15 protein-coding genes and 1 pseudogene are annotated in these 18423 nt (G+C 26.1%); 7 read left to right on the forward strand and 9 right to left on the reverse strand.

Annotated features, from left to right (window positions below; translation table 4 throughout):
• Window positions 1–12: 12 nt before the first annotated feature.
• Window positions 13–819: an HAD-IIB family hydrolase gene (locus F801_RS0102585; protein WP_014335642.1), complete on the forward strand. Its 807-nt coding sequence runs from the start codon at window positions 13–15 to the stop codon at window positions 817–819.
• 41 nt (window positions 820–860) lie between these two features.
• On the opposite strand, the gene F801_RS0102590 is transcribed toward F801_RS0102585, so the two are convergent.
• The 8 genes from F801_RS0102590 to F801_RS0102625 form a co-directional block, all read right to left on the reverse strand.
• A complete protein-coding gene (locus F801_RS0102590) occupies window positions 861–1751 on the reverse strand; it encodes a 5'-3' exonuclease (protein WP_013302305.1) in 891 nt (296 codons plus the stop codon).
• On the reverse strand, window positions 1744–4683 hold the full coding sequence (locus F801_RS0102595; RefSeq protein WP_020104607.1) for a DNA polymerase III subunit alpha: 2940 nt from the start codon (window positions 4681–4683) through the stop codon (window positions 1744–1746). Before F801_RS0102595 ends, F801_RS0102590 begins: the two co-directional genes overlap by 8 nt.
• Window positions 4684–4756: 73 nt before the next feature.
• On the reverse strand, window positions 4757–6127 hold the full coding sequence (locus F801_RS0102600) for a type 1 periplasmic-binding domain-containing protein (protein WP_015084222.1): 1371 nt from the start codon (window positions 6125–6127) through the stop codon (window positions 4757–4759).
• Complete coding sequence (gene rbfA, locus F801_RS0102605; protein ID WP_014582752.1) at window positions 6105–6452, reverse strand: 30S ribosome-binding factor RbfA; 348 nt, start codon at window positions 6450–6452, stop codon at window positions 6105–6107. Before rbfA ends, F801_RS0102600 begins: the two co-directional genes overlap by 23 nt.
• Window positions 6453–6455: 3 nt before the next feature.
• Window positions 6456–8270 (reverse strand): translation initiation factor IF-2, encoded by a 1815-nt coding sequence (gene infB / locus F801_RS0102610; RefSeq protein ID WP_013302309.1) that lies wholly within the window; start codon window positions 8268–8270, stop codon window positions 6456–6458.
• Window positions 8237–8533, reverse strand: coding sequence for a YlxR family protein (locus F801_RS0102615; protein WP_015084224.1), 297 nt, complete (start codon window positions 8531–8533; stop codon window positions 8237–8239). Before F801_RS0102615 ends, infB begins: the two co-directional genes overlap by 34 nt.
• 2 nt (window positions 8534–8535) lie before the next feature.
• Window positions 8536–10152, reverse strand: coding sequence for a transcription termination/antitermination protein NusA (nusA, locus tag F801_RS0102620; RefSeq protein ID WP_020104608.1), 1617 nt, complete (start codon window positions 10150–10152; stop codon window positions 8536–8538).
• A gap of 8 nt (window positions 10153–10160) precedes the next feature.
• On the reverse strand, window positions 10161–10589 hold the full coding sequence (locus tag F801_RS0102625; RefSeq protein ID WP_014335648.1) for a ribosome assembly cofactor RimP: 429 nt from the start codon (window positions 10587–10589) through the stop codon (window positions 10161–10163).
• 204 nt (window positions 10590–10793) lie between these two features.
• On the opposite strand from F801_RS0102625, the gene F801_RS0102630 reads away from it, so the two are divergent.
• From F801_RS0102630 to F801_RS0102655, 6 genes are all read left to right on the forward strand, one after another.
• Entirely contained in the window at window positions 10794–11402 is a 609-nt protein-coding gene (locus F801_RS0102630) for a hypothetical protein (protein WP_020104609.1), read from the forward strand.
• A gap of 30 nt (window positions 11403–11432) precedes the next feature.
• Window positions 11433–11735, forward strand: a complete 303-nt coding sequence (locus F801_RS0102635; RefSeq protein WP_013302314.1) for a hypothetical protein — start codon at window positions 11433–11435, stop codon at window positions 11733–11735.
• On the forward strand, window positions 11735–13369 hold the full coding sequence (locus tag F801_RS0102640) for a DAK2 domain-containing protein (protein ID WP_015084227.1): 1635 nt from the start codon (window positions 11735–11737) through the stop codon (window positions 13367–13369). The genes F801_RS0102635 and F801_RS0102640 overlap by 1 nt, the downstream gene beginning before the upstream one ends.
• Window positions 13369–14364: a phosphate acyltransferase PlsX gene (gene plsX, locus F801_RS0102645; RefSeq protein ID WP_020104610.1), complete on the forward strand. Its 996-nt coding sequence runs from the start codon at window positions 13369–13371 to the stop codon at window positions 14362–14364. The genes F801_RS0102640 and plsX overlap by 1 nt, the downstream gene beginning before the upstream one ends.
• Window positions 14365–14368: 4 nt before the next feature.
• Window positions 14369–15046: a ribonuclease III gene (gene rnc, locus F801_RS0102650; RefSeq protein ID WP_014335651.1), complete on the forward strand. Its 678-nt coding sequence runs from the start codon at window positions 14369–14371 to the stop codon at window positions 15044–15046.
• A 72-nt stretch (window positions 15047–15118) separates the two neighbouring features.
• A complete protein-coding gene (locus F801_RS0102655) occupies window positions 15119–18058 on the forward strand; it encodes a chromosome segregation protein SMC (RefSeq protein WP_014335652.1) in 2940 nt (979 codons plus the stop codon).
• Window positions 18059–18134: 76 nt separating this feature from the next.
• On the opposite strand, the pseudogene F801_RS04255 reads toward F801_RS0102655, so the two are convergent.
• A pseudogene (locus tag F801_RS04255) lies at window positions 18135–18423 on the reverse strand (IS3 family transposase); the annotation flags it as partial.

Below are 18423 nucleotides of genomic sequence, written 5' to 3' on the forward strand. Positions count from 1 at the left end.
ATAATTTTAGCTATGAATAAAAACTATATTTTTTCAGATGTTGATGGAACAATTTATGGTCCTAAATTTGAATTTACAAAGCAAACACAAAATTTTTTCATAAACAAAAAATCTGAAATGAATTTTGAAATAATAATTACAACTGGAAATCCATTTATGTCAAGAATTAAAAACTTGGCTGAACAATTACAAGTTAAATATATCATCTCTTCAAATGGCGCACTTTTTAATGATTTAGTTAATGATAAAGAATATATACTTTCTTACTTTAACAAACAAAATCAACAAAATGTTTTAGATATTGCTAAAAAACATAATTTACAAGTAAATTTTTGAAATAATAAAGAGTATTTTTGCTTCAATTTCATAGAGAATAACTATTTTGTATTTAACTATGCTCTTTTGGATCATTCAGAAGTAAAATTTACTAATAAAACACATGATAATATACTAAAAATGGAACTTTATGGTCATAGAAATGATTTAGCTAATGCATTTTTAGAATTACAAAAAAATGAAGAATTTATTATTTCCTTTTCTAAAGACACACACATAGAAATCACAACTAAACCAATTTCTAAAGGTTATACACTTGAATATGTTTGCAAAAACATTTTTCAAGAAAACATTGAAAATGTAATGGCAGTTGGAGATAGTGAAAACGATATTTCTATGTTAAGTTTAGTGGGTTATTCATATGCTATGGCAAATTCTAATAAATATGTTAAAATCTTTGCAAAATATCACACTAGTGCTTTTGATCAAGAAGGTGTTGTTATGGCAATAAAAGACTTTTTATATAGAAAATCACAAAAATAAATAAATAAAAAACACGAAAAAATTCGTGTTTTTTATTTATTTTATAATTGAGCAATAACGTGAAATTGTTCTATAACTTTATTTAATTCTAAATGTTTTAACAAATCTAATAATTGAGAGTTTAAAGAAATTTTAAGTGCTATATCTGCAATATTAAAATCAAATTTTGCGTTTGTTTTTAGAGTAGTAAGTTTTTTGAATAAAATAATGTTTTCTTTATTTTCAATTAATTTTTGCTTCATTTTTGAAGGTAATTGATCTAAATTAGCTAAAATGTTTTCTATGTTATCAAATTGCGAAATCAAAGATTTTGCAGTTTTAGGACCAATACCTGGAACACCTTTGATATTATCAGAACTATCACCTGATAATGCTTTAAAATCAGGAATTTGTTTAGGTAATAAATTATGTAATTCAAAAAAATTATCAGCTGTTTTAATTAAAAAAGAATTATCTTTATTTTTATCTACAATATAAGTTTGATTAGAAACTAATTGAAGTAAGTCTTGATCAGACGAAAAAACAAAAATTTTTGAATTTTGATCTTGTTTTAAAAAAGTATAATTCATTGAAGCAATTAGATCATCAGCTTCAAATTCAAAATCATCTGATCATTTTAAATTTGCTAAACTCAATAACTCTTTAACTAAATTTAATTGTGAAAAAAGTGAATCTGGAGCTTGTTTTCTTCCTTGTTTGTATTCAGCGAATAAATTGTGACGCTCTGTTTGTGAGCTTTTATCAAAAGCTATATAAATATGTGTTGGTTTTAGTTCTTTAATAACTTTAAAAAGGGATAAAAAGAAAGTGTGAATTGCATTAGTTTCTTGACCAGCGCTATTGTGCATATTACTTCCTTTGAAATTAAAACTAGCGTAAAAAGATTTAAAAAGCAACAAATTACCATCTACTAGCAAAACTCTATTAGTCATATCTCATTTCCTTTAAATGATTTTGTAATATTAATTTATCTTTAATTTTTATAATTAAAAACTCATAATATTGTTTTTCTTTAACAGCTTCAAAAAAAGTTACTTTACTTCCAAAAAGTCAAATATCTTGATCTGGTGATTGAAAATCAGTTAATGTAATTTTTTTCATTCAAGCACCTGTTTTTGCTGTTAGGTTAGCAACTTTTTTAACATAAAGCACCATACGATATTCAACATTTAAACTTAATTCTGATAATAATACTGGATTTTTTAAATCTATATTTTGATCAAATGAACTAAAGCTCATTCCCAATAGTTTTTCTTCATTTTCTATAGTAAGTTCTAAATTATCCTCTTTTATTTCAAGCTCAAATTTGCCAGGAATTAAAGAGTAATCACAATAAAGATTTTTATTTTCATCTTCTAAAATACAAATTTTATAAGATTCAGCGGTTACTAAATTTTCTAATAACGTTGGGATATTTCCAAATTCACTTAATGTTCCTGAATTAATTAAAAGTGTAATTATTGTATTGGAAATATTAATTATTTTCATCCTAATTACAAAATCAAGAAAATCTTTATATAGCCCATTTTTGTTTCTTTCTTCAAGAATTTTTTGACAAGCAACACTTCCTAAACCTTTAATTAAAATCAGTGGTAAATAAATTGTTGATGTTTTTCTTTCATAAACTACAGATGTTGTTGAAATATTAATATTTGGTTTTTTAAATTTAATAGCTGGTTGTGCCTCTTTAATAAATTTAGCTATATTGGTTTGAGAACCTTCTTCATTTGTTATTAAAAAAGAATAAAATTCTAAAGGATAATTTTGTTTTAAATAAGCCATTTTATAAGCTAAAGTAGCATAAGCAACAGCATGTGATTTATTAAAACCGTACTCTGCAAAATACTCTATTTGTTGGAATATTTTTTCTAAAACAACAGCTGAATAACCTTTATTTAAACCACCTTGAATAAATAATTGCTTTGCTTTATATAGTTTTTTTGCTTCTTTTTTTGAAATTGCTCTACGAATTAAATCCGAAGTTGCAAAATCAAAACCAGCTATAGTTTGACAAATTTGCATAATTTGTTCTTGATAAATAATTATTCCGTAAGTAGATTTTAAAATATCGTTATATTCTTGTGAAATTATTTCATAATCTGCTTCATTTTTCTTTCTTTGTGCATATAAAGGAATGTTTTTAATAGGTCCGGGTCTAAAAAGAGAAATTACAGCAACAACATCGTCAATACTACTAATTCCAACTTTTCTTAAAGTGTTAGCCATCCCTGGAGATTCAAGTTGAAAAATACCAACTGTTTTTCCTCTTGTTAGCAATTCATTTGTACCTTTGTCAAAAATTGGAATTGAATTAAAATTAAAATTTAGGTTTGAGTGCTGGTTAATGGAATTAATTATTCCCTTGACAACTGTTAAATTTTTCAAACCTAAAAGATCAATTTTTAATAAAGAAAATTGTTCTAAAAATTCAGCACTAAATTGAGTTTGATTATATTTATCTTTAGAAATTAAAGTAGGAACATAATTGTATAAAGGCTTATCCGCAATTACAATTCCAGCTGCATGAGTTCCTGATTGACGTGGCATTCCTTCTAAAAACTTAGCAATTTCAAAAATTTCTTTGTATAAAAAATTTCCATTATTGTCTTGTTTTTCTACATAAGCTCTAAAATTTGCATTTGTTTTGTAAGCTTGTTCTAAACTAAGACCAAATGGAATGTGTTTAGTAATTGCTAAAACATCTGTTGGTGACACATTTTTTAATTTTTTAGCTACATCAGCGAATGCCATTTTGGCACCAAAAGTAGAGAAAGTTATAATTAAAGCTGTGTTTTCATAGCCATATTTTTGTTGAATATATTGAATCAATTCGTCTCTTCGATTATCTTGAATATCAATGTCAATATCTGGCATTGAAATTCTTTTTGGATTTAAAAAACGTTCAAAAATCAAGTCAAATTTAAGTGGATTAACTTGTGTTATATTAAGCAAATATGAAATTAATGAACCAGAAGAAGATCCTCTTCCTGGGCCAATTAAGATATTATTTTTTCTAGCTCATCTAAGAAAATCTCAAATAATTAAAAAGTAATTTGAAAACTTTAAAGATTTAATGATGTTAAATTCATAAACTAATCTTTCTTTAAAGTTAGGAAAATTTTTAAATTCTGCCTTTTTCTTAGCCACTTGCTTTTCTAGAAGCTGTTGTAAAAATTCATCGGGATTTAAATTTGCTTCATTTTTAAAATCCGGCAGTATCATATTAGCTTCTGGAAACTCGATTAAAATGTTTTCAACTAAAAAATTTGTTCTTTGAATAATTTGCTCATCTACTTGTTCATATCACATTTCAAAATCAATAAAATCTACAGCTTCATCTTTTTCAGAAGAATCTGCTATTTTATGAAGGATTTTCAAGTATTTTTCTTCTGACGCATACAATACATTTCTAGTTTGAACATAAACAGAATTAGCTATTTTTGAATCATTAGAATGAACAAAATAGTTGCTAAATTCAAGCATTTTCTTTGTTTTACTATATAAACCTAATTTTGGATGATCAATAACAATAATATTTTCATTATCAAGTTCTTCTATTTCAATCTCTTTAAAAGACATTTTTTTAGAACTTAATAAGGACAAATGAAGAAAACCTTGATAATTTTTAGCTATTAAAATAAATCGAAAGCTTTTAATTTCTAAATCCAAACCAATAATTGGATTAATATTATTTGCTTTGCATTCATTGTAAAACTTTGCAACTCCAAACATATTATCTCTATCTGTAATTACTAAATGTTTGAGTTGGTGTTGCTTTGCATATTCAATCAAAGATGAAATTTTTATTGTTGATTGTAAAAAACTATATTCTGTATTTGTATGTAGATTTATTAATTTTTGCATATTACATTAATTTTATAAGAATAAGTTAAAACCTTAATAAATTTAAAAATAAAAGAAGAAAAAGTAATAAAAATTAATTTTGATTTGGTGCAGGTTTTGCTTCATTTATAGTAGTAATTAATCTTTTTAATGATCTAGGAAGGTCTTCAGTTGCTGTTTGTCTTGTATCTAAAATAGCTCTAGTAGCAGCGAATGGAAAACCATTTGTAAGTTCATTATATTTTTCAATTGCTGAGTCAAACAAAGCTTTATCACTTGAATTTAAATTTTCAACAAAAGAATAAAATTTATTTTTATAAGAAACAAAAACAGTTACATTTTTATCAGTATCCAAAATTAATCTATCATTTGTTCCGCTTTTTTTAGTATATAAATCATAGATTATTCTATAAATTACATTTTTTAAATCTTCATTAATTGTTAAAAGATTTTTTTGATTTTTTGGATTAAATTCTTTATTTTTATAGTGATTTACAATAATTTTTTGTTTATTAAGATCTGCATATTTATAAACTAAAGGAACTAAAGAATCTGTAGCCACAAAAAGAATTTGAGAATCTTTGTGTTTTTCTTCTTTTAAGAAGTTTTTTATTTGTTCTTCTGTTGATATTACTTTATTTTCTTGATCTTTTTTATCTAAAAATACCACTTGGTCTCTTGTTTGTCAAACACGAGATGTTAGTGTTGGATTATGGGTATTTCAATAACTAATTCCAGCTAAAAATCCAAGAGTTTTGTTAATTTCATGTGTGTTAAAATAATTATTAAAAACTGAAATTTGTCTTTTGTCACTATTTGGATCTGGAAATTCTTTAGCTAAATAACTTGCTGCAAAATAACCTGCAATTCAATTAATATCTTCAGGAATAAAATCTAAAGAAATTAGACTATCATTGTTACCTATTTTTTGAAGTGCTCGAGGTGAATCAAAGTTTACAATTTTAATATTTTTTTCTTTTAATGTTTCTCGATTATCACCTACATTTCATAGCACAAATCTATCAAGTAATACATCTGAATTAAAAAAGAAAAGGTTATATCCTTTTTCAATTAAATTATTAAAGAGTTTAGAAAAATCTCTAGATTCAAATTCAGAGTTACTGTTTGTATCATTAAGATTAAAAGTTTTAATATACACAGAAGTTTTATCTGCATCATCAATAACTGAAAAAGTACTTTTTACAGCACTTTCTAGCATAGTAGTAAAATCAGGATTTGATGTATCTGATTTATTAACAGTAATAATTGCTGGTTTTAAAGGTTGAAACTGATTTTTTTCTTTAGCTTCTTTTAAAAGTAAATCATGTTGTTGGTAAAATTGCTGTTCTTCTTTGTCTTGAACACTTTCTTGGGTTTGACAAGAAATAAAGGAAAGAATTGGAATAGTAGATAAAGGAAAAAGAAGGAAAAATGATTTAAATCTACTGATTTTCTTTTTTATCATTTTGATGTATTTTTTTAATTAATTTATCAATTTTTTCAACTTCTTTTGCTACTGTATCTAACTCAAAATGTAGCTCAGGTACTTTATAAGTAGTAGATTGCTGAGCTAATTTATGCTTAATGAAACCTTTGGCATTTTCAAGATATTCTAAAGATTTTTTATCGTTTTTTAAAAAAGAAAAGTAAACTCGTAAATGAGATCCATCATTTGATAATTTAACAGCTGTAACTGAAACTTCAAATTTTTCACTCAAATTTTCATTAATGATTTGAGCAATTAATTGATGATAATATGATTCTTTTTTTTGAATAGAAATTTTTGGCATAATTTATTCTTTCTCTACAATTTCAACATCTTGATATGCTTTGATAATATCACCCAGCTGAATGTCATTAAATTTAATTATATGAGTTCCAAATTCATTTCCAGCAACAACTTCTTTAACATCATTTTTATCTCTTTGTAAAGACTCTATTTTACCTTTGTGAATTAATTTATTATTACGATAAAGTGCAACTTTAGAATGAGCTAGCATTTTACCTGTTTTCATTGAACATCCCGCAATGTTTCCAACTTTTGAATATCAAAAAATCTTAATAATTTCTGCTGTTCCAGTTTCTACTTCTTCATATTCAATAGTTCTTAGACCTTTAATTTGAGCTTTTAATTCTTCAATAATTTTGTAAATAATTGTATGTTCACTAATTTGAATTCCTGCTTGTTTAGCTTCTTGTTTTATTTGATTTGGCACTTGGATATTGAAAGCAAAAATCTTTGCATTAGAAGTTTGTGCTAATAAAATATCTGATTTACTTATAAGACCAACAGCTGAGTGTAGAACATTAATATGAATTTCTTTATTTGACATTTTTTCTACAACAGTTTGAATAGCTTCTGCAATTCCTTGAACATCTGCTTTAATAATTAAGTTTATAATTTTATCTTTATTTTCGTTTTTAGAAATACTATTTTTTTGAATTAATTTGCTTTGTTTTTGCATGAATTTTCTTTCTTCAGCTAATTGTTTTGCAAATTTTTCTTCAGGAAAGCCAAAGAATTTATCTCCAGCTTGAGGCACATAATTTAAACCAGTAATAATAACGGGTGTTCCTGGTAATGCTTGTTCGATTGCGTGTCCATTTGTATCTTCTAAAGTTCTAATTTTTCCATATTGTGAACCTGCAACAATAAAATCTCTGAGCTTTAAAGTTCCATTTTGCACAATTAAAGTTGCTACTGTTCCTTTTCCATAATGAAGTTTGGCTTCAATTACTGTTCCTATTGGAAATCTGTTTTTATTTGCTTTTAAATCAAGAATCTCAGATTGCAATAAGATAGCTTCAAAAAGATTATTAATTCCTAATCCTGTTTTTCCTGAACCATAAACAAATATGTTTTTGCCGCCTCATTCTTCAGGGATAATATTTAAATTAACTAACTCATTTTTAATTCTATCAACATCTTTATTTGGTTTGTCCATTTTGTTAACAAAAACAATAATTGGAACATCAGCTGCTTGAGCATGGTGAACAGCTTCTTTTGTTTGAGGCATAACTCCATCATCTGCTGCAACTACTAAAATAACAATATCTGTTACTTTAGCTCCTCTTGCTCTCATTTGTGTAAAAGCTTCGTGCCCTGGCGTATCAATAAAGTTAATTAATTTCTTGTTATATTTAACTTGATAAGCTCCTGTGTGTTGAGTGATTCCACCAAATTCTGAACTAGCAACATTTGACTTTCTAATATAGTCTAAAAGTGTTGTCTTCCCATGATCTACGTGACCCATAATTGTAATAATTGGCGGACGAGACTGTAATTCTTGTTCATTATCAACTATTGAAACTTCATCCATAAAATTAGATGCATTTATTTCTTTTTCTTTTTGAAAATCTAAACCATATTCAAGACAAACTTCTGCAATTTGTTCTTCGTTGATGATGTGGTTTAAATTATACATTTTTCCTTGTTTGAAAAAGTAAGTGATGATTTCAGTTGCTGGTTTGTTAATTTTTTGTGCAAATTCTGAAATTAACATTGCCCCTGTAAAAGTAAAAACTCCTGATTGTACTTCAACTTTTACATTATTAAGTTGTGATTTAATTTCATTTATATTTGATTTTCTTTTTTCTTTTTTTGCCATTCTAACTCCATTTGTGCACTTAGTTTTTGATAAACTTCTTTATTAATATTAGTTTTAAAAGCTCTGTTTAAAAGTTTTTTTTCTAAAACTTGACGAATTTTTTCTTCTTTGTTTTCTACATAAGCTCCTCGTCCAGGTATCCTTGTTTTAGTATTTAAAAAATCTATTTTGATTTCCTTGTTTTGAGTCATTACAAAACGAATTAATTCATTAACTGGAAATTGTTCTCTAGCGATGATACATCTTCTTTTGTAAATTTTCAAAATTATTCCTCTTCGTCTTCATCCCAAGTTAAATCATCTAGGTCTAAATCTTTTATACCACTATAAGAAAGCAAATCATTGTCTTTTTTGAAAAATTTTGCTTCTTTTTTAATTTGTTTAATCTCTTCTTTTGTTAGATCAACTGACTTTTTAATTTCAGGTTTTGCTTGTTTTTCTAAAGCAGTTTCTTTAGTAGAAATATTTTCTACAAATTCTTCTTCGTCTTCATAAAGAAGTCTTTCATTTTGTAAATCTTCAATGTATTTTTCAATATCTTTTTCGAACTCAGCCATTATATTTGTATTTGAAAAAGATTTTCTTGTATAACGATGATTTTTATGTTCGGTTGTTTTATGTGGAACTGAACTTGCTTTTTCAATTTGTTCTAACTCATGTTGATTTTCTATATTTGCATTTCAGTGAGTAATTGTTTTACCTTCACTTATATAGTCTTTGTAAGATTTGATATCAATTTTTGTACGAGTTAGTTCATTGGCTAATCTAACATTAATTGCATTTTTTCCTATAGCTTTGGCTTGATGTGAAGTAGGAACAACTACTAAGAATTTCTGACCTTTAGATTTTTTAACTTCTTCAATATAAACAACTCTTGCTGGTGATAAAGCATTGATTATGTATTTTGTAATATTTGGATCATATCTAACTATATCAATTTTTTCTCCAAGTATTTCTTTATTTATTGTAGCAATTCTACTTCCATTTTTACCTATTAGAGATCCAACTTCATCAACTCCTTGAGAGTTTTCATCTTCGTGAACTTTTTTAACTGAAACTTTTGATCTAAGACCTGCTTCTCTTGCAACATTTACAATTTCTAAAATTCCTGCTTCAACTTCTGGGATTTCTCTTTTTAATTTTTCTTTTAAAATCATTCCTTCCTTTGAAGAAAGAATAATTTGTGAATCTTTTTGATTATCAAGAACATCTTCTATAAAAACTTCTTCTTCAGTATTTAATGCAATATTGAAATTTGAAATATTAGGTTTTGGCATATAAGCTGGAATTTCACCTTCGAGTAAATAATTAAAACCATTTTGTGATTTTTTGATTAATGTAGCTTTAATTATTGAATTTTTTAAAGGAAAATATTTTTGATAAATTAGTTTTCTTGTGAATTCATGAATTTTTTGTTTAAAAGTTTGAATAATAGGAACAAAAATATGTTTGTCGAATTCTGAAATATCAATTGGAATATCAAAAGTGTCATCCACTTTAGCATTTGGATTAATTTCTTTGGCAGTAGATAAAGGAATAAAAGTAATTTTTTCAGATTGAAATGATGTTTGTTTATCAGACATATCTGTGTGAGTAAATTCAGGAGCGACTGTTAACATATCTGAAAATTCTTGATCGGTGACAACTGTTCCGTTTTTATTTATAACAATAAATTCTTGTGGATTTTGTTCATCTATTACTAATTCAATTTCAGCTTCAGAATCTAATTTAGAAACAATTTGTCTAGAAATTGAATCTTGTAATATGTCTTTTATGTTGTTTAAATCAATTTTTCTAAACTCAGAAATATCTTGAAGTATTTCTTGAAAATTAAATTTTTTAATTGTTAATGTTTCATCTTTTGTTTTTCTTTTTTTGTTCATTTTTTTCCTTATTTATTCTTTTGAATTTTTATATACGAATTAATTTGTAAAATCTGTTCTAAATTAAAATTTTGCTTCTTTTTTCTCCCTTTTACATTAATTTCAAGAGTAATTATATTCTCTTGTTTGTCTAAAAGATAGCCTAAAACAAATTCATCTTTATTCAATCAAACTTGAATGTGTTCATTAATATGATTTTCTAATTTTGCAAAATCAAGTTTTGTATCTGTTCCTTGTGAGAGTACATCTAAATAAAATTGATTGTTATCTGAGCTAAAATTATCAATAAAATTTGAAATTTTGCGTGTTAGTTCCTCAATTTGTTTCAAATCTCTTAAATTTGTTTGAACTCGTAAAAATTTGATGTTATTTTCTACTTCAAATTTAGCTGAAATAACATTTTCAAATGTTTGAATTATTGCAGTTTCTAAAGTCAATTCGCTCCTTATAATTGAATTATTGTTCTTAATAAAATAAGAAAAGGCTGCACTCCACAACCTTTTGCATATGGGTAAATTTTTTATAATTATATAATAAAATATAAAATTACTATTTGAAAAGTTAAATTTATAAGCACTTAATGTGGTAAAATTCATATTACATTTTAAATTTAAAAATATAAATTATGTAGAAAAATATCTATGAAAAGAAAACTCAATAAGCTTTTTTTATTATTTTTTTTAGCAGCAACACCAATTGCTTTTTTTATTTCTTGTAAGGATACACAAATATCAAGCCAAGATTCCTCAACTAATCCTAACAACACTCAATATGACAATTTCGATCCTAACAAACCAACACAAGCAAAAGATAATTCAAGGCAATTTCGATTTGCTATCAACAAAACAAAAACATACAATGAATTTAAAAAAATATTTTTTGATGATCTGCAATACATTGTTGATCATAATGAAAGATTTAAAATAACATTAGCAAATCCTGATCAAAAATTAAGTGGTGATCAGTTGTTAAAAATAGCAAATAATGAAGCAATTCAAAGGACTATTGTTGACAATTTAATAGAACGAGAACACATTATACAAGTTATAAAAAGAAATGACGTTGAAGAACCTTGAAAAACATTGCAATCTCTTGAAAAAACTGGACTGCAAACTTACCAACATTGGGTTATCAACTTTGATGATATTAAAAAACAAGTTCAAATCCAAGCTAGTTTTGGACATTATCATTCAAGTGCACCACATATAACAAATGTTTTTAGTTTAGTGATAGATGATTTTAAAAATTAATTACTAAAGCAAGCAAAATAAAGGATTTTTATGGAAGAAAAACTAAAACAGGAACTTTTTGAATTAATATCTCAAACACCAGGAATTGTAGCTTTTGGCATTATTGAAGATCCCACTTTTTCCAAAATAAATAAATCAACACTTTATTCAGAATCTATTATCAAAATAGAACAAAAAAATAAAAAAAACGACATTTCCTTTTCAATTTTTGTTAGCGTAGGAGTTAATATTAAAATACTAATTGAAGGATTAAGAACTCAGATTAAATTCTTTTTAAAAAGACACAATGAAGATTTACAAAATCTAAATATACAAATTAGAGGTGTAATGTAATGAATGACAAGATTTTAAACGCTCAAATGTTTAAATGAGCACTTGAGTCGGGTGTGAATAATCTCGCAAATAATGTAGAAAAAATTAATTCTTTAAACGTTTTTCCTGTTCCTGATGGTGATACAGGTTCTAATATGTTGGCAACTATTAATTCAGCTTATGAAGCAGTTAAAAACCTAAATTCCAATACATTATCCGATATTATAAAAGCAACTTCAAAAGCTATGTTATTTGGTGCTAGAGGAAATTCTGGAGTTATTCTTTCACAAATTTTTAGAGGTCTTGGAGAAATTTTAGAAAACAAAAAAGAAGCCAATGTTTTAGATTTAGTAAAAGCTTTTGAAAATGCACAAAATAAAGCTTATCAATCTGTTTTAAAACCTGTTGAAGGAACTATTTTAACCTTCATCCGTGAAGTATCACAAACTTTAAAATCGACAATAGTTGAAACTAATACTATTCAAGAATTTTTTCGAATTGTAGTTGAACAAGGAAGAAAAACAACAGATAATAGTCCTAATTTATTAAAGATTTTAAAAGAATCTGGTGTAACTGATTCAGGATCTGAAGGAATTTTATTAATATTTGAAGGATTTAATTCTTTTGTCAATGGAAAAGCAATTCAAAGACTAAAAAATGAAGAAAAAGAAAGAGATTTAATCTTTGATTTAGAACACAATGATGAAGAAGAATTTGGATATTGTACTGAATGCATTGTGGATTTAAAAAATCCTACTAAATTTAACAAAAATAAAATCATTCACGACTTAGAAAAAAATGTAAAATCAATAGTTATTGTTGAACAAGAAGGTTTTTTAAAAATTCATGGGCACACACTAAAACCTGGATTAATCTTAAATTATCTTCAAAAATATGGTGAATTTGTCAAAATAAAATCCGAAAATATGACTTTGCAATCAAATCAAAATTCTACTTCCACAACCAACAACAATACAGCTTTAGAAAATTCAAATCCTTCATTATCCGCTCTAGTTTCTTGCAACAATGGACAAGGAATTATTTCAATTATGAAACAAAATGGAACAGATTTTATTATAGAAGGTGGACAAACTGACAATCCTTCAACTCAAGATATAGTAGCTGCAATTAATTCAGTAAATGCAAAATCTGTTTTTGTTTTACCTAATAATTCAAACATTATTTTAGCTGCACAACAAGCTGCAAAGATAGTAACAGATAAAAAAGTGATTGTAATTCCTACAAAAAATCAAGTACAAGGTCTTGAAGCTTCGCTAAATTTTAACAAAGATACCAAATGAGAAGATAACAAAGAACTAATGGAAGAAGCTGTTCAATCATTACGTGTTTTAGAAATTTTTCAAGCAAGTAAAGATGCAAAAATTAATAATGTTAAAGTTAAAAAAGATCAGTTTGTTGCTATGGAAAACAACAAATTATTAAAAGCTAAAGCAACAGCATATGATGTTGTAATCGATACAATTGAATCCTTAATTACTCAAGATTCTGAAATGATTTACATTTATTACGGTGATTTAGCAACTGAAGCTGAGGCTTTAGAAATTCAAGAATATTTAGAACAAAATTATGATTTAGAAATTGTTGTCAAAAATGGACAGCAAAAAATATTTAACTTTTTAATAGGAGTAGTTTAATGAAATACAACATAGCTTTTGATGCACAAAATAATGAAGGATCTTTAGAATTTGCAACAATAGCAGCACACAAATTTGCTAAAGAAAATCCAAAATTCAAAGTTTGATTAATTGGAAATGCACATCAAATTCAAAAATTTATGCCAGCGAATAAACCAGAAAATCTCCTTGTTTTAAATGAAATCGGAATAGCAATTAAAAAAGATGCTCTATCAAAAGATGTAGTAAAAGAAGAAAATTCAATGAATACTGCTTTAAAAATGCTAGCTGAACAACAAGTAGATGCTGTTTTATCTGCTGGAGAATCTTCTTTATTGTTAGCTAGTTCAATGTTAATGTTAAAAAGACTTACAGGAATAAAACGTCCTGCATTTATGCCTATGATTCCCACAATCGAAAAAGAAAAATACTTTTTAATGCTTGATGTTGGAGCAAATATCGAAGTAAAACCTGAATATTTACATCAATGAGCACAAATTGCTAAAATCTTCTATCAAAACCTTTTTAAAATTAAAAATCCTATTATTGGTTTAATAAATATAGGAACTGAAGATTACAAAGGATTTGACTTTCATAAAGAAGCAAATATTTTATTAAAATTAGATAAAACACTAAACTATAAAGGATTTGTAGAAACAAAAAGCATTTTAGAAGGAAATATTGACATTGTTTTAAGTGATGGTTATGCTGGAAATTTAGTTTTAAAAACTATGGAGGGCACAGTTTTAAGTTTTGTTAAATTATTAAAATCAGAACTTAAAAAAACAGCAACAAGACAATTTGCAGCTTTAATGTTAAAACCAGCATTTAGTAATATAAAAGAAAGATTTGACTACAGAAATGTAGGTGCAGCTTGAATAATAGGTCTTAATGGTATTGTTTTAAAAGTTCATAGTTCTTCAGATGAAAAAGCTTTTGAAGGTGCTCTTAATCAAATAAAATTAGCTCTTGAATCACAAATTTTTAGCAAACTAAAAGAAACATTAAAAGAGTAAAATTATGTCAAGTATTAAAGAATTATTATTAAATTTAAACATAGTTGCAAATAATCTTAGTCTTTATGAACAAGCATTTACACATAAATCTTATCATCATGTACGACCTAATAAACCACATTATGAAATGCTTGAATTTTTAGGTGATTCACTTTTAAATTTGCAAACATCTTTGTATATTTTTAAAAACATTGATGCAAAAAATGAAGGAAATGCAACAATTCTGAGATCACAAATAGTAAGTTCTGTTTCCTTTGCTAAAATATCTGACAAATTGCAATTGAGCAAATATTTAAAAGTAGCAAAAGGTTCTGAAGAAATTCTAAATAACACAAAAATTAAAGCAGATATTTTAGAATCTTTAACCGCAGCGATTTATTTAGATCAAGACAAAAAAACTTTTGAAGACTTTGTTAAAAAAATTTTACATTCATTAGTTAAAAAACAATCTAAAAAAGTAATTAAAGATCCAAAATCAGAATTTCAAGAAATTATTCAATCATTTTCAAAAAGTTCTATCAAGTACATTACTAAAAAAACAGATAAATTTTTTGAAAGTGAATTGATTTGAGACAACAAAATTTATGGACATGGTAAAGGAAACAGTATCAAAGAAGCTGAGTTAGAAGCAGCTAAAAAATCTTTGAAAAAACTTAAAAAAGAATTTGATTTAGAAAAATAATTAGAATTCTTTTTTAATAATTTTTTTACTTTAAAATTCTAGTTAAAACTCTACAAAAAAACAAGGACAAATATGTTAAAGCTTATTAAAATTGAAATCGAAGGTTTTAAATCGTTCGCCGATCCGATCAGCATAAATTTCGATGGTTCTGTTGTAGGAATAGTTGGACCAAATGGTTCAGGAAAATCTAATATTAATGACGCAATTAGATGAGTATTAGGTGAACAATCAGCAAAACAACTTCGTGGACTAAATATGGATGATGTTATCTTTGCAGGTTCCAAAACTGTCAAACCTCAAGAAAAAGCAATGGTAAAATTAACCTTCAAAAATGAAGATGCAATTGAAGAAACAGAACAAATTTTTACTATTTCTCGTTTACTTAAAAGAGGTCAAGGAACTAATGAATATTTTTACAATGATCAACCTGTTAGATATAAAGATATTAAAAATTTAGCTGTTGAATCTGGAATTTCTAAATCTTCACTTGCAATTATTTCCCAAGGTACTATATCTGAAATTGCAGAAGCAACGCCTGAACAAAGAAAAGCAGTTATTGAAGAAGCTGCTGGAACTTCAAAATACAAATTAGACAAAGAAGAAGCACAAAAGAAACTTATTAGAACAAATGATGCAATTGATAAATTACAAGGTGCAATCAAAGAGTTAGAACGTCAAGTAAACTCGCTTGATAAACAAGCTTCTAAAGCAAAAATTTATTTAGAAAAAAGTAAAGCTCTTGAATCAGTTGAAGTAGGTTTAATTGTTAATGATCTAAACTTTTTCAATGAAAAATTAAATAATTTAAATACTTCACTATTAGAAGTAGAACAACAAAGAAATGATCTTGAACTCAACATTCAAACTTATGAATCCAGTATTTCACAAACTGTTCATTTTAAAACAGAAGTTGAATCTTCAATCCAAGAAATTACTTCAAAATTAGACAATTTAAAAAACGCACTTTCCGAAATCAACCTTCAAGAAGCTAGAATTGAAGAACGTAGAAAATTAATTATCAGTGGTGAAATTGTAGTTGATCAAAAAACAAAAATTGAAGAAATTAAAAAACAAGTTGAATCACTCAAAATACAAATAAATGCTTCAAAACAAAGAGAAATTGAACTAGACCAACAACTTACAAGACTAAATGCAAAAGCTAATTCTTTAAAATTGCAAGAAAATGATATTAATAAAGAAATTGGTGTATTACTTGAAAAAAAATCAGCTGCTGCAGCAAATATTAATATATTAAAACAACAATTTGAAAATAAAAGTTTTCTTTCTAAAGGAATTAAAACTATTAAAGATAACTCATTTTTATTTGATGGTTACATTGGATTAGCTTCTGAATTATTTAAAGTAGAATCCGAATTTAGTTTAGCAATTGAAACTGTTTTAGGTGCTGCTTTAAATCAAATAGTAATGAAAACATCTGAAGATGTACTTCAAGCTATTGACTTTTTAAAGAAAAATCTTTCAGGTAAAGCAACTTTTATTCCTTTAACATCTATTAAAGAAAGAGAAGTAAGAGAAGATCATTTACTTGTTTTAAAAGGACAAAAAGGATTTTTAGGTGTTGCAAAAGAACTAATTGAATTTGATACTCAATTTAACAAACTCTTTGGATTTTTACTTGGAAACATCTTAGTGGTTGATAATGTAGACAATGCAAATAGAATAGCTAAAATATTAGATCATAAATACACTATAGTTTCTTTAGAAGGTGATTTATTCAGACCAGGCGGAACCATTACTGGAGGTTCAAAACTAGAAAGAACTTCTATTTTAAATTACGATATCAAAATAAAAGAACACACAAATACACTTAAATTTGCTGAAGATCAAATTCATGATTTAAAAATTAAACAGCAAACAATATATAACGAAATTGAAACAGTCAATTCAACAATCCAACAAGTAAAAATTGAAGCTAATTCAATAAATTCAAAACTTAATATCTTAAACGAAGAATTAAATAACTTAAAACTAAACGCAAGCGAAATTTTCAAAGAACAACAAGAAGACCAAGAGAGTTTAAATTTAAGTTTTGATTCTGAAAAATTGAACATAGAAAAACAAATTTCTACTCTAACAATTGAATTAAATTCTAAAAAAGATCGACTAACAAATTTAATTAGTGAGCAAGGAAAAGGAGAAACCAAGAAACAAGAATTAGATGCCAAACTAAGAAAATTAAACACTCAACACTCAGATAGTATCACTGAACAAAACAGAGCAAAATTCTTGGTAGAGCAAAATCAAAAAAGACTTTCTGAGCACTACAAATTAACTTTAGAAGCTGCTAGTGAACAATATTCTTTAGATTTAGACATTGAACAAGCAAGACATTTTGTTGATAGCCTTAAAAAAGAGTTAAAAGAATTAGGAAACGTTAATTTAGAAGCAATTACTGAATTTGAAGAAGTAAATCAACGTTACCAAGAGAAAAAACAATACATCGAAGAACTAACCACTGCTAAATCCAAAATTGAAGAAGCAATTTCTGATTTAGATAAAATTATTATCAATAAAACAACAGAAATTGTTAACTTAGTAAATAATGAATTTAATATGGTATTTCAAAAAATGTTTGGTGGTGGAAAAGCAGAAATTCACTTCACAGACAAAAATGATATTTTAAATTCTGGTGTTGAAATATCTGCACAACCACCTGGTAAAACAATTAAAAACTTACGACTTTTTTCAGGTGGAGAAAAAGCTATTATTGCAATTTCACTTCTTTTTGCTATTTTAAAAGCAAGACCAATTCCATTGTGTATTTTAGACGAAGTTGAAGCTGCACTTGATGAATCTAATGTTATTCGTTATGTAGAATTTTTAAAATTACTAAAAGAAAATACTCAATTCTTAATTATTACTCACCGTTCAGGAACAATGTCAAGAGTAGATCAGTTACTTGGAGTTACTATGCAAAAACGTGGAGTTACTTCCATTTTCTCAGTTGAACTAAGCAAAGCAAAAGAGATGCTAAAAGACGAATTAAAATAATACAAATAAAAATAAAAAAACAGAAGTTTGAAGTGAGGTGATACCCTTTTCTTGAAAAAATTTTTGAGTGTTTTAATTAATTATAATTTGAAATGAATGTTTCCCTAAATTTAATGGGAGACATTCATTTTATTTTATCTTTAATTTGTTTGTAATTGTAATAATAAATATAATTTGCAATTGCTTTGTGAAATTGTTTAAAAGTTAAAAATTCTTTTTCGCGACCATAAAAACATTCTCTTTTTAATGTCCAAAAAATGATTCAATGATGCTATTATCTAAACAATTTCCTTTTCGAGACATGGACTGAGTTATTCCTTTTTGTTTTAATTTTTCTGAAAATTGTTTATGTTGATATTGTCAAC

The sequence above is a fragment of the Mesomycoplasma hyorhinis ATCC 17981 genome (assembly GCF_000383515.1).
Taxonomy (GTDB): domain Bacteria; phylum Bacillota_I; class Bacilli_A; order Mycoplasmatales; family Metamycoplasmataceae; genus Mesomycoplasma; species Mesomycoplasma hyorhinis.